The sequence below is a fragment of the Stenotrophomonas sp. YJH_SMC_53 genome (genome assembly GCF_059369995.1).
In genome coordinates, this window is record NZ_JCAFTF010000010.1 from 35,498 (window position 1) to 62,473 (window position 26,976).

Annotated in this window: 24 protein-coding genes; 11 read left to right on the forward strand and 13 right to left on the reverse strand. The window is 66.0% G+C overall.

Going from position 1 to position 26,976, the window contains the following annotated elements; all coding sequences use genetic code 11:
* Positions 1-1,014, forward strand: coding sequence for an MlaA family lipoprotein (locus AC5P7X_RS15770; protein ID WP_070488825.1), 1,014 nt, complete (start codon positions 1-3; stop codon positions 1,012-1,014).
* A gap of 85 nt (positions 1,015-1,099) precedes the next feature.
* Here AC5P7X_RS15770 and AC5P7X_RS15775 read toward each other — a convergent pair whose 3' ends face one another.
* From AC5P7X_RS15775 to AC5P7X_RS15785, 3 genes are all read right to left on the reverse strand, one after another.
* A complete protein-coding gene (locus AC5P7X_RS15775; protein ID WP_171958327.1) occupies positions 1,100-1,645 on the reverse strand; it encodes a redoxin domain-containing protein in 546 nt (181 codons plus the stop codon).
* A gap of 123 nt (positions 1,646-1,768) precedes the next feature.
* Positions 1,769-2,164, reverse strand: a complete 396-nt coding sequence (locus tag AC5P7X_RS15780; protein WP_329842751.1) for a hypothetical protein — start codon at positions 2,162-2,164, stop codon at positions 1,769-1,771.
* 71 nt (positions 2,165-2,235) lie between these two features.
* A complete protein-coding gene (locus AC5P7X_RS15785) occupies positions 2,236-3,792 on the reverse strand; it encodes a DNA recombination protein RmuC (protein WP_188248604.1) in 1,557 nt (518 codons plus the stop codon).
* A gap of 45 nt (positions 3,793-3,837) precedes the next feature.
* On the opposite strand from AC5P7X_RS15785, the gene AC5P7X_RS15790 reads away from it, so the two are divergent.
* The gene (locus tag AC5P7X_RS15790; RefSeq protein ID WP_329842750.1) at positions 3,838-4,443 is read left to right on the forward strand and encodes a glutathione S-transferase family protein; all 606 of its coding nucleotides are present in this window, start codon (positions 3,838-3,840) and stop codon (positions 4,441-4,443) included.
* A gap of 70 nt (positions 4,444-4,513) precedes the next feature.
* On the opposite strand, the gene AC5P7X_RS15795 is transcribed toward AC5P7X_RS15790, so the two are convergent.
* The gene (locus AC5P7X_RS15795; RefSeq protein WP_495215128.1) at positions 4,514-5,521 is read right to left on the reverse strand and encodes a zinc-binding alcohol dehydrogenase family protein; all 1,008 of its coding nucleotides are present in this window, start codon (positions 5,519-5,521) and stop codon (positions 4,514-4,516) included.
* A 91-nt stretch (positions 5,522-5,612) separates the two neighbouring features.
* On the opposite strand from AC5P7X_RS15795, the gene AC5P7X_RS15800 reads away from it, so the two are divergent.
* The 4 genes from AC5P7X_RS15800 to AC5P7X_RS15815 all read left to right on the forward strand — a co-directional run bounded on the left by AC5P7X_RS15800 (position 5,613) and on the right by AC5P7X_RS15815 (position 9,200).
* Positions 5,613-6,584, forward strand: coding sequence for a LysR family transcriptional regulator (locus AC5P7X_RS15800; protein WP_053496735.1), 972 nt, complete (start codon positions 5,613-5,615; stop codon positions 6,582-6,584).
* Between the two features lie 14 nt (positions 6,585-6,598).
* Positions 6,599-7,228: a leucine efflux protein LeuE gene (gene leuE / locus AC5P7X_RS15805; RefSeq protein ID WP_495215129.1), complete on the forward strand. Its 630-nt coding sequence runs from the start codon at positions 6,599-6,601 to the stop codon at positions 7,226-7,228.
* Positions 7,225-7,608 (forward strand): hypothetical protein, encoded by a 384-nt coding sequence (locus AC5P7X_RS15810; RefSeq protein ID WP_171958332.1) that lies wholly within the window; start codon positions 7,225-7,227, stop codon positions 7,606-7,608. Before leuE ends, AC5P7X_RS15810 begins: the two co-directional genes overlap by 4 nt.
* Before the next feature lie 164 nt (positions 7,609-7,772).
* The gene (locus tag AC5P7X_RS15815) at positions 7,773-9,200 is read left to right on the forward strand and encodes an amino acid permease (RefSeq protein ID WP_049417155.1); all 1,428 of its coding nucleotides are present in this window, start codon (positions 7,773-7,775) and stop codon (positions 9,198-9,200) included.
* 93 nt (positions 9,201-9,293) lie between these two features.
* Here the strand turns inward: AC5P7X_RS15815 and AC5P7X_RS15820 are convergent, their stop codons facing one another.
* Both AC5P7X_RS15820 and AC5P7X_RS15825 read right to left on the reverse strand, forming a co-directional pair.
* On the reverse strand, positions 9,294-10,535 hold the full coding sequence (locus AC5P7X_RS15820; protein ID WP_053496732.1) for a dipeptidase: 1,242 nt from the start codon (positions 10,533-10,535) through the stop codon (positions 9,294-9,296).
* Between the two features lie 138 nt (positions 10,536-10,673).
* Positions 10,674-11,843: a class I SAM-dependent rRNA methyltransferase gene (locus AC5P7X_RS15825; RefSeq protein ID WP_495215132.1), complete on the reverse strand. Its 1,170-nt coding sequence runs from the start codon at positions 11,841-11,843 to the stop codon at positions 10,674-10,676.
* A gap of 302 nt (positions 11,844-12,145) precedes the next feature.
* Here AC5P7X_RS15825 and AC5P7X_RS15830 point away from each other — a divergent pair, with 302 nt between their 5' ends.
* Together AC5P7X_RS15830 and AC5P7X_RS15835 are read left to right on the forward strand one after the other, a co-directional pair.
* Complete coding sequence (locus AC5P7X_RS15830) at positions 12,146-13,108, forward strand: TerC family protein (RefSeq protein WP_010487446.1); 963 nt, start codon at positions 12,146-12,148, stop codon at positions 13,106-13,108.
* A gap of 106 nt (positions 13,109-13,214) precedes the next feature.
* Positions 13,215-13,985, forward strand: coding sequence for a rhomboid family intramembrane serine protease (locus AC5P7X_RS15835; RefSeq protein WP_053496731.1), 771 nt, complete (start codon positions 13,215-13,217; stop codon positions 13,983-13,985).
* Between the two features lie 152 nt (positions 13,986-14,137).
* On the opposite strand, the gene AC5P7X_RS15840 is transcribed toward AC5P7X_RS15835, so the two are convergent.
* Entirely contained in the window at positions 14,138-15,244 is a 1,107-nt protein-coding gene (locus AC5P7X_RS15840; protein ID WP_053496730.1) for a glycerophosphodiester phosphodiesterase, read from the reverse strand.
* 204 nt (positions 15,245-15,448) lie between these two features.
* On the opposite strand from AC5P7X_RS15840, the gene AC5P7X_RS15845 reads away from it, so the two are divergent.
* Positions 15,449-16,531, forward strand: coding sequence for a beta family protein (locus AC5P7X_RS15845; RefSeq protein ID WP_005421222.1), 1,083 nt, complete (start codon positions 15,449-15,451; stop codon positions 16,529-16,531).
* Here the strand turns inward: AC5P7X_RS15845 and AC5P7X_RS15850 are convergent.
* The 6 genes from AC5P7X_RS15850 to rpmH form a co-directional block, all read right to left on the reverse strand.
* Positions 16,479-17,066, reverse strand: coding sequence for a sce7726 family protein (locus tag AC5P7X_RS15850; RefSeq protein ID WP_080104375.1), 588 nt, complete (start codon positions 17,064-17,066; stop codon positions 16,479-16,481). The two genes, AC5P7X_RS15845 and AC5P7X_RS15850, sit on opposite strands and share 53 nt — an antisense overlap.
* A 104-nt stretch (positions 17,067-17,170) precedes the next feature.
* Entirely contained in the window at positions 17,171-18,520 is a 1,350-nt protein-coding gene (gene mnmE, locus AC5P7X_RS15855; protein WP_171958336.1) for a tRNA uridine-5-carboxymethylaminomethyl(34) synthesis GTPase MnmE, read from the reverse strand.
* 3 nt (positions 18,521-18,523) lie between these two features.
* Positions 18,524-21,193 (reverse strand): polysaccharide deacetylase family protein, encoded by a 2,670-nt coding sequence (locus tag AC5P7X_RS15860; protein WP_005421216.1) that lies wholly within the window; start codon positions 21,191-21,193, stop codon positions 18,524-18,526.
* A 115-nt stretch (positions 21,194-21,308) separates the two neighbouring features.
* Positions 21,309-23,024: a membrane protein insertase YidC gene (yidC, locus tag AC5P7X_RS15865; protein WP_495215133.1), complete on the reverse strand. Its 1,716-nt coding sequence runs from the start codon at positions 23,022-23,024 to the stop codon at positions 21,309-21,311.
* Positions 23,024-23,518, reverse strand: a complete 495-nt coding sequence (rnpA, locus tag AC5P7X_RS15870; RefSeq protein ID WP_072168770.1) for a ribonuclease P protein component — start codon at positions 23,516-23,518, stop codon at positions 23,024-23,026. The genes yidC and rnpA overlap by 1 nt, the downstream gene beginning before the upstream one ends.
* A gap of 5 nt (positions 23,519-23,523) precedes the next feature.
* Positions 23,524-23,664 (reverse strand): 50S ribosomal protein L34, encoded by a 141-nt coding sequence (rpmH, locus tag AC5P7X_RS15875; protein WP_005411729.1) that lies wholly within the window; start codon positions 23,662-23,664, stop codon positions 23,524-23,526.
* A gap of 255 nt (positions 23,665-23,919) precedes the next feature.
* Between rpmH and dnaA the strand changes: the two genes are divergently transcribed.
* Together dnaA and dnaN are read left to right on the forward strand one after the other, a co-directional pair.
* Positions 23,920-25,251: a chromosomal replication initiator protein DnaA gene (dnaA, locus tag AC5P7X_RS15880; RefSeq protein WP_049417185.1), complete on the forward strand. Its 1,332-nt coding sequence runs from the start codon at positions 23,920-23,922 to the stop codon at positions 25,249-25,251.
* Between the two features lie 275 nt (positions 25,252-25,526).
* Positions 25,527-26,627 carry a DNA polymerase III subunit beta gene (dnaN, locus tag AC5P7X_RS15885; RefSeq protein WP_005411731.1) on the forward strand — a complete coding sequence of 367 codons (1,101 nt, stop codon included), beginning with the start codon at positions 25,527-25,529 and terminating at the stop codon, positions 26,625-26,627.
* Positions 26,628-26,976 lie beyond the last annotated feature (349 nt).

Below are 26,976 nucleotides of genomic sequence, written 5' to 3' on the forward strand. Positions count from 1 at the left end.
ATGAACGTCGTACGCACTTTCCCCCTGATCCTCCTGGCCACCGCCCTGACCGCCTGTGCCGGCAAGCCCGCGCGCAGCGACGCACCGGTCGCCAGCACCGTGGTGGCGCCCGGCCCTGCTGCCGAAGCGACGGCCGCAACGGCCGATACCGGGGTGGTCGGTACTGCTCCGGTCGCTCCCGTGGCCAACCCGGCAACGCCTGCCGCTGCGGTGCCGACAACTGCGCCGCAGGGCGCAGAGGCCAGCCCACCGAAGACCGCAGCATCCACCGCCGCCAGCGACGATGATTTCGACGCCCTGTATGGTGGCACCGGCAACACCGGCAGTGCCGCGGCCTACGATCCGTGGGAACCGTTCAACCGCAAGGTCCACAAGTTCAACAATGCGGTCGACCGCGGTGTGGCCCGCCCGCTGGCCACCGCCTATACCCACGTGGTGCCGCGTTTCGCGCGGACCGGCGTCAGCAACTTCTTCAGCAACCTGCGTGCGCCGGTGACCATCACCAACCAGCTGCTGCAGGGCCGCGGTGCCGATGCGTGGGACAGCCTCGGCCGCTTCCTGATGAACAGCACGCTGGGCATCGGTGGCCTGTTCGATCCGGCCAGCAAGGCGATGGTGCCGCGTCGCAATGAAGATTTCGGCCAGACCCTGGGAGCCTGGGGCTGGCGTCGTTCGCGCTACGTGGAACTGCCGTTCTTCGGCCCGCGTACCGTGCGCGATGTGTTCGGCCTGGCCGGTGACATCCCGTTGTCGCCGATCCGCCGCATCGAGGAAGACAAGGTCCGCATCGGCCTGCAGGGCCTGCAGCTGGTCGACACCCGCGCACAGCTGCTGGCGATCGATGATCTGCGCGATACCGCCGTGGACGAGTACTCGCTGGTGCGCGATGCGTGGATGCAGCGCCGCAACTACCAGATCGAGAACGACCTGCGCAGCAAGCGCGACCGCGGCCATGATGATGCCAATTCGCCGATCCCCGTGGATGCGATGCCGATGCCGCAATGGACCCACTGAGATCGCTCTGCGATGCATGAGAAAACCCCGCCTCGGCGGGGTTTTTCTTTTCCGGTAGGTGCCAACCTCGGTTGGCACGCTTTGCTCAGGCCACCAGCGCGGCCTCGATGGCGTCACGCAGGCGCACGTCATCGGCCGCCACGTCCGGGGCAAAGCGTGCAACCACCTTGCCATCACGGCCGACCAGGAACTTCTCGAAGTTCCACAGCACCGCCGGTGCCGGATGGATCGGGATCTCCTTGCTGGCCAGGCGCTCGCGCAGCGGGCCCTCGCCGATCGACTGCGGCTGCGCGGCGGTCAGCTGCCGGTACAGCGGGTGGGTGTCCTCGCCAGCCACGCTGATCTTGGAGAACATCGGGAAACTGACATCGTAGGTGAGCTGGCAGAACTGCTGGATCTCGGCCTCGCTGCCCGGCTCCTGGCCGAGGAAGTTGTTGGCGGGGAAGCCCAGCACTTCCAGGCCCTGCGCGTGCTTTTCCGCATACAGCGCCTGCAGGCCTTCGTACTGCGGGGTCAGGCCGCACTTGGAGGCGACGTTGACCAGCAGCAGCACCTTGCCCTGGTAGTCGGCAAGCGAGGACGGCTGGCCGTCGATGGTGGTGAGGGGAATGTCCTGGATCGGGGTGCTCACGCGGGGCTCCGGCTACGGCGGGAATGGCCCACCAGCATAGCGCCGCGCGCGCTGTTGTAGAGCCGAGCCCATGCTCGGCTGATGCCATGGCAGCCGAGCATGGGCTCGGCTCTACAGGCATCCTCAATCCACGCAGATCATGCCCTGCGCCTTGCCGTCATCGATACGCTGGCGGCAACCGAAGTTCTGGCTGGCATCACGCTGGCAGGTACCGGACGCCACATCACCGGCCATTGCCTCGCCTGCGGCCAGGCACTGGCCCGTGCAGTCGCTTTTGCGGCTGCAGGCCTTGCCGGCGTCGGCATAGGGAATCACGCATTGCTCGCGCTGCAGCCGGCCGAGCCGCTGCAGGGTGCCACCGGCGGCCTGGCAGTCGACGTCACGTGCTTCGCGGTAGGCTTCGACCGCTTCGGGGGTGCTGGAGGCGGCCTGCGTGGTCGTGCCCACGGTCGTTGGCGCGCTGCCGCAGGCGGCGAGCAGCGCGGTCAGGACAAGGCTGGTGAAGCGGGGCAGGCGCATGGCGGTACCTGGTCGAAGCGGACAGGCCGCCAGCATACCCATCGGCGATGCAGGCGGCGTGTCAGCGTGGCTCAGGCCTCGTCGCCCTCGCCATCACTGCCTTCCTCCTCGGCCACCGCATCACCCTCGGCCAGGTCGCCGAGCAGCGACTGCGCCTGTTCGGACGCCAGCGACTCCACGCCACGCAGGCGGCGTTCGATGGTGCGGGTCTTGCGGCTGGCCTCGCCGATGCTGCGGCCAACGGTAGTGATCTGCTTCTCGGCCTTTTCCAGGATGCCGGCGAACTTACCGAACTCGCTCTTGACCGCACCCAGCAGGCTCCACACTTCGCTGGATCGCTTTTCAATGGCCAGCGTGCGAAAGCCCATCTGCAGGCTGTTGAGCAACGCAGTGAACGTGGTCGGTCCGGCGACCACCACACGGTGCTCGCGCTGCAGCAGGTCAACCAGGCCCGGGCGCCGGATCACCTCGGCATACAGGCCTTCGGTGGGCAGGAACATCACCGCGAAGTCCGTGGTGTGCGGTGGCACGATGTACTTGTCGCAGATCGACTTGGCCTGCACGCGCACCGCGCGCTCCAGCTGGATGCCCTGCAGGCGCACGCCTTCGGCATCGCCCTGTTCCTGTGCGTCCAGCAGGCGCTCGTAGTCCTCGCGCGGGAACTTGGAGTCGATCGGCAGCCACACCGGCGTGTCGTCGCTGCTGCGGCCCGGCAGGCGCACGGCGATATCGACCATCTCGCCACTATCCGGGCGCACCCTCACCGCGCGCGCGTACTGCTCCTGGGTGAGTGTCTGCTCGAGGATGTTCTCCAGCTGCACTTCGCCCCAGCTGCCGCGGTTCTTGACGTTCGTCAGCACGCGCTTGAGGTCGCCCACGCCGGTGGCCAGCTGCTGCATCTCGCCGAGGCCACGCTGCACCTGTTCCAGGCGCTCGGAGACGAGCTTGAAGGAATTGCCCAGCCGCGTTTCCAGCGTCGACTGCAGCTTCTCGTCCACGGTGTGGCGCATCTGCTCCAGCTTCTGCGCGTTGTCGTTCTGCAGCGCGCGCAGCTGTTCCTCCAGCGTGGCACGCATCTCAGCGATGCGCTGCTCGTTGCGCTGTGTCAGTTCCTGCAGGCGCAGGCCCAGACTGTCGGTCAGGCGCTGCTGCGACAGCGCGCCCTCCTCGCGGCCCTTGCGTGCATCGTCCACCAGGGTCTGGCGCAGCGCCCCGAGCTGGGTATCGGTGCGCGCAGTGAGCTCCTGCAGCTGCTGGCCAAACGCATGGATGCGTGCCTCCTGCTGCTGGCCGAAGGTCTCCAGCTGGCCGCGCAGTTCCTGCAGCCGCTGCCCCATCAATGCTGCGCCGCGCTGCTGGCTGTCGGCCACTTCAGCGCGCGCTTTGCGGGCATCTTCGCCCAGCGCTTCGCGCAGCAGGTCCAGGCGCTGATCGGTGCGGGTGGACAGATCGGTCAGCGCGCGGGCGAAGCCATCGAGCTGTTCGCGCAGTTCGCTGCGCCCGGCGCGCGCCTCCTCGCGCACGGCCTGTTCCAGGCGGTCATGCGGCGGGCGGCGCAGCAGGGCGACCAGCTGCAGGATGAGCACGGCCAATAGAAGGCCGGCAATGAGCAGATATTCGGTTTGCATGGGGCAAGTGTAGGCTGGCCGAGTCTCAGCTGCTGCGTCAGGACCATGCTCGCTCTGTACGGAAAGCCCACCTCCATCAACGTGCGCAAGGTGCTGTGGCTGTGCGCCGGCCTCGACCTGCCACTCCAACACGAGCCAGAACCACCGGCGGACCTGCTGGCCACGTTGAATCCCAACCGGCAGGTGCCGGTCCTGCGCGAGGGCGACTTCGTGCTGTGGGAATCCAACAGCATCTGCCGCTACCTGGCCGTACGTGCTGGCCGTGATGACCTGCTGCCCGGTACGGCGCAGGGCCGCGCCCGGGTCGAGCAGTGGATGGACTGGCAGGCCAGCGACCTCAACAGCGCCTGGCGGCACGTGTTCATGGCGCGCGTGCGCCGGCATCCGGACTACCCGGACGATGCCCGCGCCGAGGCCAGCCTGGCGCAGTGGAACCACTTGATGGGCGTACTCGACACACAGTTGGCCGGTGGCCACTGCCACGTGACGGGCAACGCCTTCACTCTGGCCGACATCGTGCTCGGGCTGTCGGCCCAGCGCTGGCGCAGCACACCTGGCAACAAGCCCGTGCTGCCACACCTCTCGGCGTGGTTCGAACGGCTGCGCGAGCAGCCCGGTTTCGCCACCCACGTCGACAACGGCGTGGCCTGAGGCAGGGGTCAGATCCCTTTCCCTGGGGGGAAAGGGATCTGACCCCAAGGGCGCGCGGGGACCGCCGGTGTTACCAGCCTTCCAGCACGATCTTGCCCTTGGCGCGCTGGCTTTCCAGCAGCGCGTGGGCGCGCCGCAGGTTGGCCGCGTCGATGCGCCCGAAGTGCTCGCCCAGGGTGGTGTGCAGCACGCCCGTGTCGATCAGCTCGGCCACACGGTTCAACAGGTCATGCTGGCGCTGCATGTCCGCAGTGCGGTACAGCGGCCGGGTGAACATCGACTCCCAGTGCAGTGACAACGCCTTGCGCTTGAGCGCCATCACGTCCACCTGGCCAGGATCATCGATCAGCCCCAGCTGGCCCTGCGGTGCCAGCAGTTCCACGATCTGCGCGTAGTACTGGTCGGTGTGGGTCAGGCTGGCGACATGCTGCACCTCGCTGATGCCGAGCCGCGCCAGTCCCTCGGCCAGCGGCAGGCTGTGGTCGATCACGTGGTGTGCCCCCATTGCGTACGCCCAGTCCTGGGTATCCGGGCGCGAGGCGGTGCCGATCACGGTCAGCTTGGTCAGCTTCCGTGCCAGCTGCACCAGAATCGAACCGACACCACCGGCAGCACCGATCACCAGCAGGGTCTGGCCTTCGCCACCACCCTCCGGGATGCGCAGGCGGTCGAACAGCAGCTCCCAGGCGGTGATTGCAGTCAGTGGCAGCGCCGCGGCGGCGGCATCGTCGAGACTGGCCGGCTTGCGGCCGACGCTGCGCTCATCCACCAGCTGGTACTGCGCATTGCTGCCCGGGCGGTCGATGACGCCGGCGTAGTAGACCGCGTCGCCGGGCTGGAACAGGGTCACCTCGCTGCCCACCGCGTCGACGATGCCGACCGCATCCCAGCCCAGCACGCGCGGGCCATCGGTGGCCACGCCGCGGCGGACCTTGGTGTCGACCGGGTTCACCGCCACCGCGCGTACCGCCACGCGCAGGTCACGCGGGCTGGGCTGCGGCAGTTCCAGTTCAATGTCGATCAGGGCCTGGGCATCATCGATCGGCAGGCCGGCTTGGGTGTAGGCAATGGCGCGCATGGCAGCGGTCCAGTGGGGAAGGAGGCGACAGGTTGCGCCGCGCGCGGTCCCTCGGAAAGGCGCAGAATCGGGCAGCACTTTCACTCTGGCGATGAAGATGATCCGCTTCGACGATCTGCAGCTGTTCGTCCGCACTGCCGCACTGGGCAGCTTCTCGCAGGCAGCCCGCGAAGCCGACCTGCTGCCGGGGCAGGTCGCTGCGGCGGTGGCGCGGCTGGAACGCGAGCTGGACCTGCGACTGTTCGTGCGCACCACGCGCAGCCTGCGCCTGACCGGCGAGGGGGCGCTGTACCTGCCGTATGCGCAGGAGGTACTGGCCACCCTGCGCGAGGGCCAGGCGCGCGTGCAGGGCGAAGACGCCGAACTGCACGGCACCCTGCAGCTGTCGGCGCCGTCGGACTTCGGTCGAAATCTGCTGCTGCCCTGGCTGAGCGCCTTTCGCGCCGCGCACCCGCGGCTGCGCCTGCACCTGCGCCTGTCCGACGAAGTGGCCGACGTGTTCCGCGACCCGGTCGACGTGGCCATCCGCATCGGCCACTTCGACGACGCCAACTACGTCGCCCTGCCCCTGCTGGAAGGCAATCGGCGCATACTCGCGGCGTCGCCCGACTATCTGCAGCGGCGCGGCATGCCCACGCGCCTGGACGATCTGCGCGAGCATGATTGCCTGGTCTACCAGCTCAGTGGCCGCGCCTATGATCGCTGGTCGTTCGAGGTCGACGGGCGCCGCAGCGTGATTCCGGTGCGCGGCCCGTTGGTCTGCGATGACGCCGATGTGGTGCGGCGCTGGGCGGTGGCCGGCGAAGGCATCACCTACAAATCCTGGCTGGACCTGCGCGAGGATGTGCTTGCAGGGCGCCTGCAGCTGCTGCTCGATGGCATCGGCAGCCACATACCGTTGCAGCTGGTCTGCCCGCACCGCAAGCAGTTCTCGCCGGCGGTGCGGCAGCTGCACGCGCAGCTGCGCCAGCACCTGCAACCTCTGCTGTCTGGCATGCCCGAAGATCCTGCCGGCCCCCTGTCGCCAGTCCCGGCGCTGGCCGACAATGGCGGCCCCCCGTAAGAGAGAACACCGCCATGCCGTGGATGGGCATCCAGGACCTGTGGACGTTTCTGGTCGCCGTGCTGGTGTTTCTCGCCCTGCCCGGTCCCGGTACCTTCACCCTGCTGACCGCCACCGGCCGTGGCGGTGTGCGCGGCGGCTACACCGCACTGGCCGGCCTGCTGGTCGGCGACCAGATCCTGATGTGGCTGGCGCTGGCCGGCGTGGCCGCGTTGCTCAAGGCCAACCCGCTGGTGTTCCACGCCGTGCAGTACCTGGGTGCGGGCTACCTGGTGTGGGTCGGCATCAGCCTGCTGCGCACGCCGAAGCACGAGGGCGGTGACGCCGGCCCGATCCGCATGCAGCCGGGCCGCTACTTCCAGCAGGCGATCCTGGTCAGCCTGCTCAATCCGAAGGCGATCCTGTTCTACATGGCCTTCCTGCCGTTGTTCATCGACCCGAAGGCACACCAGGGCATCGCCACCTTCGCGGCGCTGGCCGGCATCATCCTGGTGGTCAGCATGGCCTACTGCTCGATGCTGATCGGCGCGGGCAACCTGGCCCGTCGCCGGCTGATCCAGCACCCGCGGATCAGCGACGCGCTGCGCCGCGTGGCCGGCCTGTTCCTGGTGGGGTTTGGCATCCGGTTGGGGCTGAACGGATGAACGGGCGGCTGCCGCTGCTCGGCCTGGCCCTGCTGTTCGCCGGCACCGCCTCTGGCGCCACCGTGCAGGACCATCGCTGCCTGACCGGCGGTCGCAACGGCAGCATCCACCTGGAATGGCGCTGGCTGGAGGACGGACAGTCCGACGTGCGCTACGCCGGCCAGCGCAAGCGCCTGCCCCTGCGCAGGATCTCGATGCAAAGCACGGTGCTGGCCGAAGATCGCCCTGGCCGCCTCAACGGCCGCTACCTGTTAAGTACCCAGGGCGCGCTGGTGCTGGACCTGCGTTATGAGCGTGCCCGTGACGGGCGCAGGAGCTCTTTTCACGACGACGTCGAGGCCTGGCAGGAAGACGGCTGCCACTGGCCCGCCATGCCCTGACGTCGCCCGGCGCGGGGGTCCGGCCTGCTTTATGCCGATTCCGGCAGCCTGATCGCGGTGCAGCGCGCGGCGCGTCGGGTATGACCCGCGTCAGTGGTAATGCTGCGCTGCGTTCGGTCACACTCGGGAACTTGTCGTTCTTAGTCACCCCTTCCGAGGCCTGCATGTCCCTGTTCCGGCGCAAGTCCCTAGATTCCGTCACCGTCCACGAAGCCGGCAGGCGTCTGATCCCGACGCTCAGCTGGCCGCACCTGATCGCGCTGGGCATCGGTGCCATCGTCGGTACCGGCATCTACACGCTGATCGGCGTGGGTGCCAACCTGGCCGGCCCGGCCGTGCTGATCTCCTTCGCCATCGCCGGTGCGGTCTGCGCCTGTGCGGCGCTGTCCTACGCCGAGCTGTCGACGATGATGCCGGCCGCCGGCAGTGCCTACACCTACAGTTACAGCGCGCTGGGCGAGGTGTTTGCCTGGGTGGTGGGCTGGAGCCTGATCCTGGAGTACTCGCTGGTGGTGAGTACGGTGGCGGTGGGCTGGTCCGGCTACTTCGTCGGCTTCCTCGAATGGGTCCACACCCAGTTCGGCTGGAACGTACACCTGCCGGCCTGGCTGGCAGCCGGCCCGCACGTGGAAGGCGGAATGATCAACCTGCCGGCGATCATCATCACCTGGCTGGTGGCCGGCATGCTGATGGCCGGCACCAAGGAAAGCGCCACGCTCAATGCGATCCTGGTGGTGTTCAAGCTGATCGCGCTGGCGATCTTCGTCGCCGTGGCCCTGCCCGCCTTCGACAGCGCCAACCTGCAGCCGTTCATGCCGTACGGCTTTGCCAAGTCGATGGGCCCCGATGGCGTCGAGCACGGCGTGATGGCGGCGGCAGCCATCATCTTCTTCGCCTTCTACGGCTTCGATGCGATCTCCACCGCCGCCGAGGAGACCAAGAACCCGGGCCGCGACCTGTCGATCGGCATCATCGGTTCGATGATCGGCTGCACCATCGTCTACGTGCTGGTGGCGCTGGCGGCCGTCGGTGCGATGAGCTACGCGGTGTTCGGCCACAGCGCCGAGCCGCTGGCGCTGATCATGCGCCAGCTGGGCCATCCGACCGCGGCAATGGTGATCGGCGTGATCGCGATCATCGCCCTGCCGACCGTGCTGCTGGCCTTCCTGTACGGCCAGAGCCGCATCTTCTTTGTGATGAGCCGCGATGGCCTGCTGCCGCGTGGCCTGTCCAAGGTCAACGCACGTACCGGAACGCCGGTGGCGACCACGTTGTTCACTGCGGTGGTGGTGTCGGCCCTGGCCGGCGTGGCGCGCCTGGACGAGATCGCCGCACTGGCCAACGCCGGTACCCTGGCCGCGTTCACTGCGGTGGGCATCTGTCTGGTGGTGCTGCGCCTGCGCGAGCCGAACCGCGAGCGTACCTTCCGCACGCCCCTGGCTTTCGTGGTCGGCCCGCTGGCGGCACTGGGCTGCATCTACCTGTTCATCAGCCTGCCGCACACCACCCAGCTGTACTTCCTGCTGTGGAACGTGGCCGGCCTGGTGTTGTACTTCCTGTACAGCCGCCGCCACGCACTGATCGCGAAGTAAACCGATCACCGGTAGTGCCGGCCGCTGGCCGGCAACCCGCATCCTCTTGACAGGGGCAATGCCGGCCAGCGGCCGGCACTACCGCAGGGCGCTTCAACCGCCCGGCTTTGCGGCGTAATCCTGCGCCTGGCGCATCACCCGCAGCAGGTTGCCGCCCCAGATGCCGGCAATCTGCTTCTCGGTATAGCCCTTGCGCAGCAGCCACGCGGTGATCTTCGGCAGCTGGCTGACATCGGGCAGGTCACTCAGTCCGCCACCACCATCCCAATCCAGGCCGATGCCCACGTGCTCGGGGCCGACCACCGTGAGGATGTGCTCGAAGTGGGCGAAGAAGTCGTCCAGGCTGGCGTGGCGCACCGGATGCTCATGGTCCAGCGCCTGTTCGGCCTTCAGCAGGGCAACGCCCTGTTCGATGCCCATGCCTTCCCAGCCGCCCAGCTGCTTGCTCAGCGCTTCCTCGGCCTGCTTGCGCTCGGGCGTCTTCGCCGTATCGATCAGGTAGCCGCCATAGGCGTTCACCTGGATCACGCCACCGGCCTTGGCCAGTTTGCGCAGGCGCGCATCGTCGAGATTGCGCGGATGGTCATAGACCGCCTTGGCCGAGCTGTGCGACAGCACGAACGGCACCGGCATCATCGCCAGCAGGTCGTCGAACACCGCGTCCGAGGCGTGCGACTGGTCGATCACGATGCCCAGCTTCACCGCCTCCCGTACCAGTTCCTTGCCGGCCGGGCTCAGGCCCTTCCACTCGGCCCCCTTGGGATCGGTGGCCGAATCGGCGAACTCATTGTTGGCGAAGTGCACCGTGCTGAGCAGGCGCAGGCCGGCGCGGTGGTAGAACGACAGCAGGCTGGGGTCAGCCACCAACGGGCTGGCATTTTCCATGCTGATGTAGACCACGCGCTTGCCGGCAGCCTTGATCCGCGCTGCGTCATCGGCGGTCAGTGCCAGCGCGAAGCGCTCGGGATTGGCCGCCAGCATCTCGCGGATTTCCATCAGTCGCTGCAGGCCGTGGTCACGCTCGGCCAGATGGGCGGTAGCGGTGCGGTCGCCCTGGTCGGTGTAGATCGCCCAGAAACCGCCGTCCAGCGCGCCTTCGACCATGCGCGGGTAGTCGACCTGCGAAAGGGCGTTGCGGTCGTGGCGTTGCTCGATGTCGAAACCGCTGCGACCAAAGTTGGCCGGCGTATCCAGGTGGCTGTCGAGCGTGACCAGGCGTTGCTGCAGGGATTTGGCGCGGGCCAGTTCCTGCGCACTGAACTCGATGGCATGGGCCGACAGCGGCGCACTCAGCGCCAGGGCAAGCACAACGGACAGACGACGCAACGATGGCATGGGCTCTCACCGGCATGGGGAAGAGCCCGACCATAGCGCTGCGGCCGCGCATTGGGTAGCGCCGGGCCACGCCCGGCGGATCTTGAGGCTGTCAGGCAGATCAGCCGAGCATGGGCTCGGCTCTACAGCGTCCCGCGGTCAGTCCACCACGCGGCAGAACACGGCCTTGAGGTAACGCGATTCCTGCACGTGGGCCATGAACGGATGGTCCGGACCGGCGCCGGCCACCTTCAGGATCTGGATCGTGCGGCCGGAGAAATAGGCCGCGCGGCGCAGCATGTCGAGGAACTGGTCCTCGGCCACCAGGCCGGTGCAGGAGAACGTGGCGAACAAGCCGCCCGGCTTCACCACGCCCAGCGCCAGCTTGTTCATGTCCAGGTACTTCTTCAGCGCGGTGATGACCTGGTCGCGGTCGCGGGTCATCTTCGCCGGGTCCAGGATCACCACGTCGTACTGCTCGCCACGGTTGGCGGCGTCGCGCAGCCACGGGAAGATGTCGGACTGGATGAATTTCGGACGCACGTTGTTCAGGCGCGAATTGCCCTTGGCCATCTGGATCACGTCCTCGTCGATGTCGATGCCGATCACTTCCGAAGCACCACGCGCCGCCGCGTACACGGCAAAACCGCCGGTGTTGCAGCACAGGTCGAGCACGCTCTTGCCTTCCACCTGCTGGCTCAGCCACTCACGGTTCTCGCGCTGGTCGGCGAAGAAACCGGTCTTGTGCGCACCGGCCGGGTCGGCGCGGAACTTGATGCCGTACTCGGTGATCACCGACGCTTCGGTGGTGGTGTTGCCGTGGAAGTCGAAGCTTTCCTGCTTCTGCACGTGCTCGTCGGCGAAGCTGTGGAAGCGGCAGCCGGGGAACTGCTCGCGCAGCGCATCGTAGATCCATTCGCGGTGGCGGAACATGCCGGCGGCGAAGAATTCGACCACCACCAGGTCGCCGTAGCGGTCCACCACCAGGCCGGACAGGCCGTCACCTTCGCTGTGCACGACACGCCAGGCGTCGGACACCGCGTCGAGCTTGAGCACCTCACGGCGCAGCGACACTGCCTGGGCGATCTTGCGCGAGAACCAGCCGGCATCCACCGGTACGTTCTGGTCGGTTTCAAGGATGCGCACGGCAATGCGCGAGTGCCCGTTGTAGAACCCGCGGCCAATGAACTCGCCATCGATGCCGACCACGTCGACGATGGAACCGGGCTTGGGCCGGACGGTCGGCTTCTCGACCAGTTTCTGGAAGATCCACGGGTGGCTGGAGCGCCACGCATTCTTGAGGCGGACAACGGGAAGGGGGGTATTCATCCACCCATTGTAAACCGGGCGCCGGGGTCAGATCCCCGCAGGGGCTCCGACCCCAGTGCAGGGGCATTTGACGGCGGCCCGGCCAGGCGGCAGAATCGGCCCCAGAAGGGGAGTAGCTCCCAGACGTTGTCGCCGTCATTTCGAGCCCGCAGGCTCCGGTGCAACGGCAGTTCCAGCCGACTGGAACTGCGAGCGAGACCTTCGCCGTACTGGCGAAGCTCTGTCCCTGGATCCCCTCCCGATCCTCCGTTGCAGATCCTCGCCGTCCGGCCTGGCATTCATCTTTCCAACGGACATTCCCAATGCAGACGATCGGTAACGTGTGGTTGTGGGGCGGCTTCGCAGCGGTGGTGGTCATCGCCCTGCTGGTCGACCTCGTGTTGATGCGCCATGGTGGACCGCACAAGGTCACCTTCAAGGAGGCCCTGTGGTGGTCCATCGGCTGGGTCGCGCTGGCCCTGCTGTTCAACGCCGGCCTCTGGTACTACCTGAATGAGACCGCCGGCCAGGTCGTGGCCAACAAGGTCGGCCTCGAGTTCCTGACCGGTTATCTGGTCGAAAAGGCGCTGGCGGTCGACAACATCTTTGTCTTCCTGATGATCATGAGCTACTTCGCGGTGCCGGAAGAGCAGCGCCAGAAGGTGCTGATCATCGGCATCCTGGGTGCGATCGTGCTGCGTACGATCATGATCTTCGCCGGTAGCGTGCTGATCAGCCAGTTCCATTGGCTGCTCTACGTGTTCGGCGCCTTCCTGCTGTTCACCGGTTGGAAGATGTGGTTCGCCGCCGGCCAGGAGCCGGACCTGGAGACCAACCCGGCCCTGCGCTGGATGCGCAAGCACCTGCGCCTGCTGCCGGACTACGCCGGCAACGCGCTGAGCGTGAAGCGTGATGGCGTGCGCTGGTTCACCCCGCTGTTCGCCGTGCTGATCCTGATTGCGGTCACCGACGTGATCTTCGCCGTGGACAGCATCCCGGCGATCTTCGCGATCACCACTGACCCGTTCATCGTGCTCACCTCCAACGTGTTCGCGGTGCTGGGCCTGCGCGCGATGTTCTTCCTGCTGGCCGGCATGGCCGACCGCTTCCACCTGCTGCCGTACGGCCTGGCACTGGTGTTGGGCTTCATCGGCATCAAGATGATGATCATCGACCTGTTCAAGATCCCGACCCCGGTCTCGCTGGGCGTGGTCGCGGTGATCATCGCCGCCACCGTGGTGCTGAGCCTGAAGTACCCGCCGAAGGAAGGCGAAGGCCAGGCCTGAGCCTGATCCATTGAACGGCGCGGCCGGTGGGATTGTCCCGCCGGCCGCCTCCACTCTCCCGTTACGGTGGCCTTGGTTTCGCGCCAGTCACCGCCATTGCTGAGGTATGGACAACAACGCGCCCCTGCCCGCCGGCGACGTGCCGGCCCCCCGCAATGATCGCTCGCGCATCCTGCGGGCGTTCAATGTCAGCCTGGCCGCCGTGCTGGTGCTGGTGGCCGTGTTCGCCCTGCAGGGCACGTTCGACTGGCGACCGTGGGCGGTCGCACCGCTGGAAGCCAAGGGCCTGCTCGGCCTGATCGGCGGCCCGATGCTGCATGCCTCGGTCGAGCATATCGCCGCCAACAGCATCGCCATCCTGATCCTCGGCACGCTCGCCGGCAGCGTGTATCCGAAGGCCACCGTACGCGCGCTGCCCCTGCTGTGGCTGGGTTCGGGCCTCGGCGCGTGGATGCTGGGCAATCCGGGCAGCGTGCACCTGGGCGCCAGTGGCGTGACCCACGGCCTGATGTTCCTGCTGGCCAGCCTCGGCCTGCTGCGCCGCGACCGTGCGGCGATCGCCACCGGTCTGATCGGCATGCTGTTCTACGGCGGCATGCTGATGACCATCCTGCCGCACGCCGATGGTGTGTCCTGGCAGTCGCACATGGGCGGCGCCTTCGCCGGCATCATCGCCGCGCTGCTGTTCCGCAACGCCGACCCACTGCCACCGCGCCAGCGCTACAGCTGGGAAGACGAAGAAGACGAGGCCGAGCCGCTGTCCGACGACGAGCTGGAGCCGCCGTCACCGCAGCGCGTGCCGGTACTGTGGCAGCCGCGCGAGGGCCAGGACTACGTGGTGATCCCGTTCCGCCGCCCGGACGAACCGCGCAGCTAGGTGACGGTAGTGCCGGCCGCTGGCCGGCAACCTCATGAATCGGTAGTGGCCGACCTTGGTCGGCGCGGTTGTTGTGTGCCAACCAAGGTTGGCACCTACCAGAGCACACCGGCCCCCGGGTAGCGCCGGGCCATGCCCGGCGCGTGGATCGCTCAGTTCCCCGCCGCGCCCATCCCATCCACCGCTTGCCGGCCGAGCGCCGGGTCATCGGTGAAGAACGCATCGATGCCCGTCGCCAGGTAAGCCCGCATCTCGGCGATCGATCCCTCGGCATTGCGCGCGCTGTCGGCACCCTTGCGCAGGTTGCTGGGCTGGAAGTGGTTTTCCGGGCGGAAGGTGTACGGAACCACCATCAGGCCAGCGGCATGCGCATCACGTACCAGCGAGGTCGGCGTGCCCAGCGCGCCCTTGGCATCCAGTGGAATGATCGAACGCAGCTCGGGGCCGATGCCATCGGCGTAGCCGGCAATGTCCTTCAGGCCGGCCGGGGCCATCATCTGCGCATAGGTCAGCGCGCCGCCGGCCTTGGCGATGTCAGCCGGCTGGGTATCGCCCTTCCACAGCAGCTGCAGCAGCCGGATGTTGCTGCCCCGGCCGATCCTGCCGCGCAGGTAGCGCAGGTTGGCGGTCTCGAACGACTGGATGGTGACCGGCCCGACATTGGTGTACGCGTTGCCACGCAGTGCGGCCAGCAGCTTGTCTTCCATCGGCAGGCCGATGGACTGGAAGTAGGTCGGGTGCTTGATCTCCGGCACCAGGCCGATGCCGCGGTTGGCACGCCCGGCCTGCTGCACCAGGAAGGCCAGGATCTCGTCCAGGCTGGCGATGCGGAACTGCCCGTCGTAGGCGGTGCTGCGCAGTTCCGGCAGGCGCTCGCGCGCATAGAGGGTCTTCAGCTCGGCCAGTGTGAAGTCTTCGGTGAACCAGCCGTCGACCTTCTGACCATCGATCACCTTGCTGGTGCGGCGGCTGGCGAACTCTGGATGCGAAGCGACGTCGGTGGTGCCGCCGATCTCGTTCTCGTGGCGGGCCACCATCACCCCGTCCTTGGTCATCACCAGGTCCGGTTCGATGTAGTCGGCGCCATCGGCGATGGCCTGTGCATACGAGGCCAGGGTGTGCTCGGGCAGCAGTGCGCTTGCCCCGCGATGGCCGTAGACCGACACCTTGGGTGCGGCCGGGGTGGAGGATTCAGCACTCATGGCTACCGATGGTGCCACGGCCAGCGACAACAGCAACGCACAACCCCACGACTTCACTGCGACTTCCTCAAGCGGTATGTGATGGCTGTCAGTATGCGGCGGCAATGTGACAGGTGGGGGAAGGGGGGGAGCGGATGCCGGCAGGGGCTCCGATCTGACCGCCGCCACTCTTCAAACAATTCTGATTGAAGCGCTGTAAGGCCCGCGACTAGCCTCGAATGACCAAAAGCGGGTTGTCAGAGGCAGATCATGGAACAACCGATGTACATGCCGATCCTCAAATGGCGACAGGGTGAGTATCTCGCGGTGGGTCGTACCAACGAAGGAATCAAGGATGGGATCTATCCTCTGTTCGAGATCCCTATCGAGCAGTGGGACTTCGAGAACGATGCGCCGGCCAAGTCACTCGATGACCACCTGAAGAATGTGGGCAGACGTCTGAGCAGTAACTGGAAGTCGCGCCGCTGCCTGTTTGATTCGCCCTATCTTGCTGGGGACGACACCATGGCGGACGGCCAGCATCATCTGGAGCGGATCTTCGACCTCATTCGCACCGCGGGATGCGAGGCCATTCCCGTTACCGGCATTGACCGGCACGTCGACTACCAACAGGCGGTGGCACGCATTGTCGCACGCGATGATCGTGGCTGCGGATTGCGGCTCGTACCGGATGATCTTGAAGGAGGACGCCTTGCTCGGATCTCCGGGCTGCTGAGACTGTTGGGAGTGGTATCTGGTCAGGTGGATCTGATCCTCGACAGCTCGGCCGACGTCGCCGACTCACCCACGCTGCAGGCATCGACTTGGCAGGCATGGATTGCGGCGGTTCCGGATCTGGCCGACTGGAGATCAATCACCATCGTAGGAGGCAGTTTTCCTGCCAGTCTGAGCCCCTCTTCGAGCTATCGCCCACATGGCGATGTGAATCGCCGGGAATGGCGCGCGTACACGCGGCTAGCCGGCATGCATTCTGGACGGATGCCGTGGTTTGGTGACTATGGCTGCGCTTCCCCGCAGACGGAACTGATGGATCCGCGCCTGTTCGACCCCAACGCCAAGATCAAGTACACGATCGATGATCAGTGGCGGATTGTTGTGGGTACCCAGATCAAGCGCAATGGCCGCGACCAGTACCGTGATCTGTGCAGGCACCTGGTCTCCGATCTGCCGGTGGTCTTCATGGGGCGCGGCTACAGCTGGGGCGATGCGTACATCGAAGACTGCGCAAACAGTGTCACCAGTACCGGGGGAAGCTCGACCTGGCCAACGGTGGCGACCAACCACCATATGACTAAGGTTGTTCGCGACCTCGCCAGTCTGACCGGCGCTTCAACTGTTCCCTGACCAGCGCACGGATTTCCGCAAGACTGTAGAGCTCCGACAGTCGTTCGCATAGCGTTGCGCGGTTGCCGCGCAGCGCTGATCTTTCCGGCGTCCGCCCACCGATCAGAGCAGAAAGTTCATCGCGCCATAGGAGTGCTGCGACGGCCGTCGCGCTCACTGATGGATTGAGTTTTGCAGGCCGCACTAGTTCTAGCCTCACTGCGTTGCGCGCTCCACGTGATGCCAGCCTGACCCCCCACCAAGCAGGCAACGTCTCCAATGCATGGTCCAGGTGGCGCTGACCCACCACGATCGTCGCCTTGTCGAGGACATCGGAGTAGAACTGCTGCTGCAACGGGAGTCTCCGCAGCGTGTCGACATCACTCTTGATCTCGTAGCCGTGCAGGTGGCCATTGATGACACATACATCGACACGGCAGGCGCCGCGCGCAAGCCCCATTTCCTCCACCACAAGCGTGTTTGGATTTGCGACATGCTCAGCAATGACCTTGCCCAGCAGAGCTGATCGCACGTCACTGTCGGTAATCGGGTTCATGGCGGGATGATATCAAGGAGGTGTCGCGCACAGGTTTGAAACCCATTGCCGCCAGTCATGGGTAAGCTAGACGATCAGAGCGTCTTCGGGGATGTGACCCCGTGTTACTTGCCGATGCAGAAACTGGAGAAGATCCTCCCCAGCAGATCATCGGCACTCATCTGCCCGGTGATCTCGCCCAGTGCGTCATGGGCCAGCCGCAATTCCTCGGCGGCCAGTTCCAGGTGCTCATGCGCCAGTTCGCCATCGGCGCGCTGCGCGTGTTCCTGCGCTCGCTCGATCGCGTCCACATGGCGGGTGCGCGCGGAGAACTCGCCATCCACCTGCTCCCCTGCCCCGGCCGAGGCAATCGAACGCAGGCGCGCATGCAGGTCGTCCAGCCCGGCGCCGGTGGCTGCCGAAACGAATACGCGGTCCGGGTCGTCCAGCGCCGGCAGCACACCGAGCAGGTCCGACTTGTTGTGGATGTAGATCTTGTGCGGCACCGCTGCCACGGCGTCACCCAACGCCGCCTGCCCGGCCGCCGGATCGCGCGCATCCAGCACGATCAACGCCAGGTCGGTGCGCTCGATTTCCACGTGCGCGCGGCGCATGCCTTCGCGTTCGATGGCATCGCCACCGTCGCGCAGGCCGGCGGTGTCGACCAGGGTCAGCTCCAGGCCATCCAGGCGGATGGTCTCGCGCAGCGTGTCGCGGGTGGTGCCGGCGATGTCGGTAACGATGGCGCGCTCGCTGCCGGCCAGCGCATTGAGCAGTGAACTCTTGCCGGCGTTCGGCGGACCGATCAGCACCGCGTGCAGGCCATCGCGCAGGCGACGGCCGCGTTCGGCGTCGCGGCGCAGCAGGGCCAGATCACTGCGCGCCTGCTCCAGCCCACGCCGCACCTGCGCACCGCCGAGGGTCTCCAGCGGTTCGTCGGCGAAGTCGATGGCTGCTTCCACGTGGATGCGCAACAGCACCAACTGCTCGACCACGGCGTCGATGCGCCGCGAGAACACACCATCCAGTGAACGTCGCGCGGCGCGTGCGGCGCGGTTGTCGCCGGCCGCGATCAGGTCGGCGATGGCCTCGGCCTGGGCCAGGTCCAGCTTGCCGTTGAGGAACGCGCGTTCGCTGAACTCACCCGGCCGCGCCTGGCGCGCACCGAGCGCAATGCAGCGCGCGACCAGTTGCTGCAGCAGTACCGGGCTGCCGTGCCCCTGCAGTTCCACCACCTCTTCGCCTGTGAAGCTGTTCGGCGCCGGGAACCACAGCACGATGCCATCGTCGATGACGTCGCCATCGGCGTCGCGCAGGCGCGCATAGTGTGCATGGCGCGGGCGCAGTGCAGGCGCACCCAGCGCGCGGGCGATCGCCGCAGCGCGCGAACCGGACAGGCGCAGAAGGCCGACACCGCCAGCGCCCGGAGCGCTGGCGATGGCCACGATGGTGTCGGTACGGATCGCGTCGTTCATGGTTCAGAGTTTCTCCAGCTGCGCGCGTGCCTGCGCGGCACCACTGCCCTGCGGCTGCAGCGCCAGGTAGGTCGTGTAGGCCTGCTTCGCCTTGGCCTTGTCGCCGGCGTTGAAGTAGGCATCGCCCAGGTTGAGATAGGCCACCGCACGCGACGGATCGATCTTCAGCGTGTTCTCCAGCCAGCGTGCGGCTTCAGCGTAGCGCTGCTGACGGTAGTAGACGAAGCCGAGGTTGTTGGCGGCCTGGGCAAAGTCCGGACGCAGCTTCAGCGCTTCGGTGAACTGCGCGGCTGCCTCGTCGTACTGCTTCTCGCGGTACAGCTGCAGGCCACGGTCGTTGGCCTGCTGCGCGCGCTGGCGGTCGGACGCCGGTCCGGCGGAGGGCACTACCAGCTTGGCCTTGCCGCCCTGCAGGTCAGCCACCGTCACCGGTGCCTGGCTGCCCTTGGCCTCGCTGGCGGCCTCCACCTTGTTGTTCAGCGCGATCGCATCGGCGGTCAGCTGGCGCGTATCGGCATTGAGGAATTCCTGGCTGTCCGGCACCTGGAACACGAACTCGCCGCCCTGCGAACCGGGCAGGCTGCCGAAGGCCGGGGTCTGGTGCGAGACCGCCGATACGGCCGGCGCCACGTAGGCGGCCAGCTCGGTACCGGTGATCAGGCCGTCGCCGTTGAGGTCACCCTTGCCGGCCAGCGCCTGCAGCAGCACCCAGGTGAACACCGAGTGGCCGTTGGGGCCGGCATCGGCCACCTGCTGGTCGGCACCACCGGCGGTCAGCATCTGCCGCGCGCTGCGACGCGCGTTCTCGCGCAGGAACGACGACGACGACGGGCCGCCACGGGTCAGGCCCAGGCCGCTGTAGCAGGCATCCATCACGAACATCACATGCTTGGCCTGCATGCTTTCGGCGATGTTCTGGATGTCGGTCATCGCAATCGCGTCGGTGGCGAATTCCTTCGGATCCGAATCGACCGGGATGATGTAGCCGAGGTCGCGCCCGGAGGCGAGCTGGCGGGTCGCGCCATGGCCAGCGAAGAATACGAACACGCGGTCGTTCTTCCCGGTGCGATCGTCAGCCAGGCGGTCGTGGAAGGCCGCGAGGATGTTGTTGCGCGTGGCCTGCTCGTTCTTCAGCACGATCACCTGCGAGGACGGGAAGCCGAACTGCCCGGTCAGGGTATCGGCCACCGCCTGCGCATCATGGCTGGCGTATTCCAGCTTCGGCCACTTGGCGTAGTTGTCGATGCCGACCACGATCGCCCACGACTTCTCGTAGCCGGTGGTGACGGTGGCGGCAGCGGCATCACCCTTGCGCGCACGGGCCACGGTGAAGTCGCGGCCGTTCCAGCCGGCAAACTGGTAACCCTCGGCGATCAGCCGGTCGAGGATCTGCGGCAGCGCCTTCACTGCGCGATCGTGGATGTCATGGAACAGGATGATGCCGCGCTGCTCCTTGTTCACCTGGTCGAGTACGCGCTGCACGATCGATTCCGGCACCGGGTCGGCCCAGTCCATCGAGTCGATGTTCCACATGATCGACTTCAGCCCGGCTTCGTTGAGCAGCTGCAGGCCTTCGGCATTGCGCGCGCCGTACGGGAAGCGGAACAGCGGCGCGCGCTTGCTGTCGACATCCTTCAGCAGCGTGTCGGTGTCCAGCACCTGCTGGCGCAGGGCGTCGCCGGTGGTGCGCGACAGCTGGGCGTGGGTCAGGCTGTGGTTGCCGACCGCATAGCCCTGTTCCATCAGGTTGCGGCTGATCTTCGCCATCGGGCCGAGGCTGACCTTGCCATCGGCCTCGACCTTGCCCAGGTTGCGGCCCACTTCGAAGAACACGCCCGGCACGTCGTAACGCTTGAGGATGGCCACCACTTCATCGGTGTAGGCCTTGTGCGGACCGTCGTCGAAGGTCAGCACCACGGTCTTGGCCGGCAGGTCTCGGCCGAAGATCTCGCGGTCACTGTCCTTCATCGACATCGGATACGGCTCGATCACCCCGTAGTCGCGCAGGATCGCTTCACGGCTGTAGTCCTTGTGCAGGTGGGCGATGTAGTCGTCCCACTTCTCGCGCTTCAGTTCGATGGCGCGGGTGCGCTCGAAGCGGCTGAAGATGCGGGTCAGTTCCTGGTTGTAGTTGCGCTCGATCTCATCGAGCGCTTCCAGATCCTCACCGATGCGCTGGTGCAGCTTCACCGCCGGCAGCGAGGAATCGGTGCCGACCCGCTCATGCAGGTCACGCAGCACTTCACGGAAGGCCAGGCGATCGGCGTCGAACAGTTCCGGCGCAGACTCGATGTAGTCCAGCACCGTGCCGAGAGTGGCAAAGCGCTGCGGGCTGGAACCGCGCAGCAGGGTGTCGAACTGCGCGGCGATGGTCGTGCGCTGTTCCAGGCCATCGTGGAACAGCTGCTGTCCCACACGCGTGGAGGTGCCGCGGTCGGCGGTCGACTGCTGCTCCTCGTCGGCCAGCAGCACGATGATCCGGCGGTAGCCATCGAGCTGCTTCTGCAGCGCCGCCAGCAACGGCGCAGCGGCAGGATCGGCGGCGGCCGCAGCCTGCGCGCTCGCCTGGGTGACGGTGGTCGCCGGCACCTTCGCGTCCTTGTCGCCGCAGCCGGCAACAACCAGGGTCAACAACAGCGAAGGCAGGAACAGTCGGAACGACGACGCACGCATGGCGGACTCGAAGATGGGAGGAACGGTGTGCAGGCGATTCTAACGCCGCATGCGAAAAGCCCGCCTTGCGGCGGGCTTTTGCTGCGATCAGCCGGCCAGCGGCCGGCTCTACCGATTACTTCTTTTTGACCGGGGCCGGAGCGGTGGTGGCCGGGACCGGCTCGCCGCCATGGCGCTTGGTCATCCACCACTGCTGCAGCAGGCCCAGGCCGCCGTTGACCACCCAGTACAGGACCAGGCCGGACGGCATGAAGGCCATCATGACGCCGAACACCAGCGGCATGAACTGCATCATCTTCTGCTGCATCGGGTCCATGCCCGGTGCCGGTGTCAGCTTCTGGGTGAACCACATCACCGCCACGTTGATCACCGGCAGGATGAAGTACGGGTCGCGTGCAGTGAGGTCCTGGATCCAGCCGAACCAGGGCGCCTGGCGCAGTTCGACCGATTCCACCAGCACCCAGTACAGGGCGAAGAAGATCGGCATCTGGATGAGGATCGGCAGGCAGCCGCCCATCGGATTGATCTTTTCCTTCTTGTACAGCTCCATCATCGCGGTCTGGAACTTCTGGCGGTCATCGCCATAGCGTTCCTTCAGCTGCGCGATGCGCGGCTGGAAGCGACGCATCTTGGCACCGCTCTTGTACTGGGTCGCCGACAGCGGGTACAGCACCAGCTTCAGCAGCACCACCAGGCCGACGATCGCCCAGCCCCAGTTGCCGACCAGCTTGTGCACCTGGTTCAGCACCCAGAACAGGCCCTGGCCGATCACCGCCATCATCGAGAAGCGGCTGTAGTCGACCACGCGGTCCAGGCCCGGCACGTCTTCCTTGGCAATCAGGTTGACCAGCTTCGGGCCGACCCACAGGCGGGCTTCGGTGCTGGTGGACTGGCCCGGGGCCACGGTGAAGGCCGGGCCACGCGCTTCGATCAGGTCACGACCGGCCACCTGCGACAGTACGTAGTGTGCGGTCTGGTCCTTCTGCGGGATCCAGGCGGTGAAGAAGTGGTGCTGCAGCATCGCCAGCCAGCCGCCGGTGATGTTCTGGTTGAGCGTGCCGTCTTCCAGGTAGTCCTTGAACGCACGACGCTGGTACTTCTTGTCGTTGTCGTACCAGGTGGCACCGTTGAAGCTGAAGGAGTCCGGGTTGGTCATGCTCCGCGACAGGATGGTCGGGGTGCGGTCCAGGGTGCGGTAGACGTAGCCGTTCCACGGCGCGGCGCCGGCATTGCTGACTTCGTCCTTGAAGCGCACGGCGTACTCGTTGCGCGAGACAGTCAGGGTGCGCTTGATGGTCACGCCGTTGTCGGCAGTCCACACGAACGGGATCTGCAGCTCGTTCTGGCCCTTGGCCAGCACGAAGTCCTTGGTGTCACCGACCAGCTTGAAGCCGTCGGCGCCGGGAACCGGGGTGTTCTTGTCTTCGCTGGCCCAGCCACTGATCGCGCTGTACGGATGCGCGGGGTCTTCGGTCAGCAGGCGAACCGGCGGGCTGCCTTCGTCCTTGGTCTGCGGGAACTGCAGCAGCTCGGCGTCGAGCACGCGGCCACCATCAAGCACCAGGCGCAGCACGTCGGTGGTGACGGTCACGCGCTGGCTGGCCGGGGTGGCACTGGCCTGCGCCTGCACAGCGGCCTGGCCCGGGGCGCGCGGGACCTGTGCACTGGGAATGCTGCCCGAGGCAGCGCCCGGAACACTCTGTACGGCAGCCGGGGCCGACGTGGTCGTCGGTGGCGGGGTCGGAGCAGCCTTTTCACGGCTCCACTCCATCCACAGCAGCACGGCCACCATCAGCCAGGCAAAAATGAGGAATACGCGGGTCTGGTTCATCAGCGGACAGGCTCGGCGGGGCCGGGACGCGATGCCGGCTCGGTCAAAGAAGGAGTTGCGATGCCATCAGGCGGCGGCATTGTGCCGTCCACGCCCGGCGCGGGCAATGCACGCAGGCGACGCAGCAGGCGCAGGAAGGCCTGGCGGATCTCGTCGTTGCTGGCGGAACGCGCAGCACTACGGGCCACGACGACGAAGTCGCCTGGCTGGATATCGGTACGTGTCTGACGCAGGATGTCGCGCAGGACGCGCTTGATCCGGTTACGCCCAACGGCGTTCGGATCGACCTTGCGGGAAACCGCCAGACCCAGCCTGGCCGGCCGGTCAGCCGGCAGCCAGTGCAGGGTCATCAGCGGATCGGACACACGGCGGGCGCCGTTGAAGACCGTTGAGTATTCGGCACGCGTGCGAACCCGCGCAGAGCGAGGGAATCGCTTGCGCGGGTCTGCAGTATTCACTGTCGAAGGGATTGCGTCTGCCGCAGGGTGCGGCATGGCAATCAGGCGCTCAGGACTTTGCGGCCCTTGGCGCGGCGACGCGACAGGATCTTGCGGCCGTCAGCGGTCTTCATACGGGCACGGAAGCCGTGGTCGCGCTTACGCTTGAGGTTGCTGGGCTGGTAGGTGCGCTTCGTGGCCATTGGGGGCCTCTCGTATGAATGGGACGGAAAGAACCGGAAATTCTAGAGAGGTCTCCCCCCTCACGTCAACCCCTGGGGACTACGCGAATTCACCGGGCTGTGCAATAGCTGTGGATGTTTTTGTGAATAAGTAGGGGACAAGCATTCCGAAGGCGGGCGCTCGGTGGTAGTCTGAGCCATCCATTTCCCCCCTTTCCGGCCTGTGTTTGGGCGCCTTGTCGCGTCCATGCCCCGGCCACCGGACGATTATTGCTGATGGATGCCTGGTCCCGTAGTCTCGAGCGCCTCGAAGCGGAGTTCCCGCCGGAAGACGTTCATACCTGGTTGAAGCCGCTGCAGGCCGATCTGCGCGTGGACAGCCTGGTGCTGTATGCACCGAATGCCTTCATCGTCGACCAGGTCCGCGAGCTGTACCTGGCCCGGATCCGTGAACTGCTGGCTCACTTCGCCGGTTTCAGCGACGTTTTTCTTGAAATCGGCTCGCGCCCGCGCCCCGTGGAGGCGCAGAACGCGCCGGTTTCCACGTCGTCGGCGCCTGTGTCCAGCGAACCGCAGGTGCCGTTCGCCGGCAACCTGGACAATCACTACACCTTCGCCAACTTCGTCGAAGGCCGCAGCAACCAGCTGGGCCTGGCCGCTGCCTTCCAGGCAGCGCAGAAGCCGGGCGACCGGGCCCACAACCCGCTGCTGCTGTACGGAGGCACCGGCCTGGGCAAGACCCACCTGATGTTCGCCGCCGGCAACGCGATGCGCCAGGCCAATCCAGGCGCGAAGGTGCTGTACCTGCGTTCGGAACAGTTCTTCAGCGCCATGATCCGGGCCCTGCAGGAAAAGACCATGGATCAGTTCAAGCGCCAGTTCCAGCAGGTGGACGCGCTGTTGATCGATGACATCCAGTTCTTCGCCGGCAAGGACCGCACGCAGGAAGAGTTCTTCCACACCTTCAACGCGTTGTTCGATGGCAAGCAGCAGATCATCCTGACCTGCGACCGCTATCCGCGCGAGGTCGAAGGCCTGGAAGCGCGCCTGAAGTCACGGCTTGCCTGGGGCCTGTCGGTCGCGATCGAACCGCCGGACTTCGAGACCCGCGCCGCGATCGTGCTGGCCAAGGCGCGCGAACGCGGTGCTGAGATTCCCGATGATGTTGCGTTCCTGATCGCCAAGAAGATGCGCTCCAACGTGCGCGACCTCGAGGGCGCGCTCAATACCCTGACCGCCCGCGCCAACTTCACCGGCCGCGCGATCACCACCGAATTTGCCCAGGAAACCCTGCGCGACCTGCTGCGCGCCCAGCAGCAGGCGATCAGCATTCCCAACATCCAGAAAACCGTTGCCGACTACTACGGCCTGCAGATCAAGGATCTGCTGTCGAAGCGTCGGACCCGCTCGCTCGCTCGCCCCCGCCAGGTTGCCATGGCCCTGACCAAGGAACTGACCGAGCACAGCCTGCCCGAGATCGGCGACGCCTTTGCCGGTCGCGATCACACCACGGTGCTGCATGCCTGCCGCCAGATCCGGACCCTGATGGAAACCGACGGCAAGCTCCGCGAGGACTGGGACAAGCTGATCCGGAAGCTGAGCGAATGATGCACGGATGCCGATGAGGCGTCATCGCACAAAACGGTGCAGAATCCGGTAGCAAGCGCGGGACACGTTGTGGATAAAAATGGCGTCTGAAATCCCGTCGAATTTATCCACAGCTTTCCCCACCCCTTGGGGGTCGGTAATACAGAGGGTTTCGACGCCTGAAACTCCTTTATTTACAAAGACTTAGCATTGTTTTCCAGCGATTCTGTCTCTACCAGCACCACCAAGCTTTTGATTTATTCCACATTTTTTAAAGCATAGGGGCACGGAACCACATGCGTTTCACACTGCAGCGCGAAGCCTTTCTCAAGCCGTTGGCACAGGTCGTCAACGTGGTCGAACGCCGCCAGACCCTTCCGGTTCTGGCCAATTTCCTGGTCCAGGTGCAGAACGGCCAGCTGTCGCTGACCGGTACCGACCTGGAAGTGGAGATGGTGTCGCGGATCGCGGTTGAAGACGCCCAGGACGGCGAAACCACCATTCCCGCCCGCAAGCTGTTCGAGATCATCCGCGCCCTGCCCGATGGCAGCCGGATCACCGTCTCGCAGACCGGAGACAAGATCACCGTGCAGGCCGGTCGTAGCCGCTTCACCCTGGCAACCCTGCCCTCCAATGACTTCCCGTCGGTTGACGAAGTGGAAGCCACTGAGCGCGTGGCCATCGGCGAAGCGACCCTGAAGGAGCTCATCGAGCGCACCGCGTTCGCGATGGCGCAGCAGGACGTGCGCTATTACCTCAATGGCCTGCTGTTCGATCTGCGCGGTGACGCCCTGCGTACCGTTGCCACCGACGGCCACCGTCTGGCGCTGTGTGAAACCGACCTGGCCAAGCCGAGCGGTTCCAAGCGCCAGATCATCGTGCCGCGCAAGGGCGTGACCGAGCTGCAGCGCCTGCTGGAAAGTGGTGATCGCGAGATCGAGCTGGAAGTCGGCCGCAGCCACGTCCGCGTCAAGCGCGACGATGTCACCTTCACCTCCAAGCTGATCGACGGCCGCTTCCCGGATTACGAAGCGGTGATTCCGATCGGTGCCGACCGTGAAGTGAAGGTTGATCGTGAAGCGCTGCGCGCCTCGCTGCAGCGCGCTGCGATCCTGTCCAACGAGAAGTACCGCGGCATCCGCGTGGAAGTGTCGCCGGGCAACCTGAAGATCAGCGCGCACAACCCGGAGCAGGAGGAAGCCCAGGAAGAGATCGAAGCCGATACCACGGTCAGCGATCTGGCCATCGGCTTCAACGTGAACTACCTGCTGGATGCCCTCTCCGCCCTGCGCGATGAGGAAGTCATCATCCAGCTGCGAGACTCCAACTCCTCTGCGCTGGTGCGTGAGTCCAGCAGCGAGAAGTCGCGCCACGTGGTCATGCCGCTGCGTCTCTGACATCAGCCCGGTTCCACGTGGAACATAACGACGCCCGGGAAGCTCCCGGGCGTTTTTTTTACGTTCCACGTGGATCATCGGGCTGAACACTTTCCAGCACGGATTTCGAACGGACAGCATCTTCCTTGATGGACCCGGTTGCGTGCGCTTTGCTTCCCAGGCCGAACTGGCGACGGGACTTTGAGTCGATGCCAGGGACTGCCTCCGAATCATGTTTGATCGGGGCCGGTACCTGGGGTCTCAACGCAGTTGCTATGGACCTGGCTGGTCGGATGCCGAAGCGAATCCACGCTACGGCGACCGTGCTCGCTGTTCCTGAAATCCTCTCTGTCCACAGGACCCATTCGGG

What these genes read in the sequence shown, in the direction of transcription:
- AC5P7X_RS15770 (WP_070488825.1), top strand. Translation starts at nt 1, where the DNA reads ATGAACGTCGTACGCACTTTCCCCCTGATCCTCCTGGCCACCGCCCTG.
- AC5P7X_RS15780 (WP_329842751.1), bottom strand. Translation starts at nt 2,164, where the DNA reads ATGCGCCTGCCCCGCTTCACCAGCCTTGTCCTGACCGCGCTGCTCGCC.
- AC5P7X_RS15785 (WP_188248604.1), bottom strand. Translation starts at nt 3,792, where the DNA reads ATGCAAACCGAATATCTGCTCATTGCCGGCCTTCTATTGGCCGTGCTC.
- AC5P7X_RS15790 (WP_329842750.1), top strand. Translation starts at nt 3,838, where the DNA reads ATGCTCGCTCTGTACGGAAAGCCCACCTCCATCAACGTGCGCAAGGTG.
- AC5P7X_RS15795 (WP_495215128.1), bottom strand. Translation starts at nt 5,521, where the DNA reads ATGCGCGCCATTGCCTACACCCAAGCCGGCCTGCCGATCGATGATGCC.
- AC5P7X_RS15800 (WP_053496735.1), top strand. Translation starts at nt 5,613, where the DNA reads ATGAAGATGATCCGCTTCGACGATCTGCAGCTGTTCGTCCGCACTGCC.
- leuE (WP_495215129.1), top strand. Translation starts at nt 6,599, where the DNA reads ATGCCGTGGATGGGCATCCAGGACCTGTGGACGTTTCTGGTCGCCGTG.
- AC5P7X_RS15810 (WP_171958332.1), top strand. Translation starts at nt 7,225, where the DNA reads ATGAACGGGCGGCTGCCGCTGCTCGGCCTGGCCCTGCTGTTCGCCGGC.
- AC5P7X_RS15815 (WP_049417155.1), top strand. Translation starts at nt 7,773, where the DNA reads ATGTCCCTGTTCCGGCGCAAGTCCCTAGATTCCGTCACCGTCCACGAA.
- AC5P7X_RS15820 (WP_053496732.1), bottom strand. Translation starts at nt 10,535, where the DNA reads ATGCCATCGTTGCGTCGTCTGTCCGTTGTGCTTGCCCTGGCGCTGAGT.
- AC5P7X_RS15825 (WP_495215132.1), bottom strand. Translation starts at nt 11,843, where the DNA reads ATGAATACCCCCCTTCCCGTTGTCCGCCTCAAGAATGCGTGGCGCTCC.
- AC5P7X_RS15830 (WP_010487446.1), top strand. Translation starts at nt 12,146, where the DNA reads ATGCAGACGATCGGTAACGTGTGGTTGTGGGGCGGCTTCGCAGCGGTG.
- AC5P7X_RS15835 (WP_053496731.1), top strand. Translation starts at nt 13,215, where the DNA reads ATGGACAACAACGCGCCCCTGCCCGCCGGCGACGTGCCGGCCCCCCGC.
- AC5P7X_RS15845 (WP_005421222.1), top strand. Translation starts at nt 15,449, where the DNA reads ATGTACATGCCGATCCTCAAATGGCGACAGGGTGAGTATCTCGCGGTG.
- AC5P7X_RS15850 (WP_080104375.1), bottom strand. Translation starts at nt 17,066, where the DNA reads ATGAACCCGATTACCGACAGTGACGTGCGATCAGCTCTGCTGGGCAAG.
- mnmE (WP_171958336.1), bottom strand. Translation starts at nt 18,520, where the DNA reads ATGAACGACGCGATCCGTACCGACACCATCGTGGCCATCGCCAGCGCT.
- AC5P7X_RS15860 (WP_005421216.1), bottom strand. Translation starts at nt 21,193, where the DNA reads ATGCGTGCGTCGTCGTTCCGACTGTTCCTGCCTTCGCTGTTGTTGACC.
- yidC (WP_495215133.1), bottom strand. Translation starts at nt 23,024, where the DNA reads ATGAACCAGACCCGCGTATTCCTCATTTTTGCCTGGCTGATGGTGGCC.
- rnpA (WP_072168770.1), bottom strand. Translation starts at nt 23,518, where the DNA reads ATGCCGCACCCTGCGGCAGACGCAATCCCTTCGACAGTGAATACTGCA.
- rpmH (WP_005411729.1), bottom strand. Translation starts at nt 23,664, where the DNA reads ATGGCCACGAAGCGCACCTACCAGCCCAGCAACCTCAAGCGTAAGCGC.
- dnaA (WP_049417185.1), top strand. Translation starts at nt 23,920, where the DNA reads ATGGATGCCTGGTCCCGTAGTCTCGAGCGCCTCGAAGCGGAGTTCCCG.
- dnaN (WP_005411731.1), top strand. Translation starts at nt 25,527, where the DNA reads ATGCGTTTCACACTGCAGCGCGAAGCCTTTCTCAAGCCGTTGGCACAG.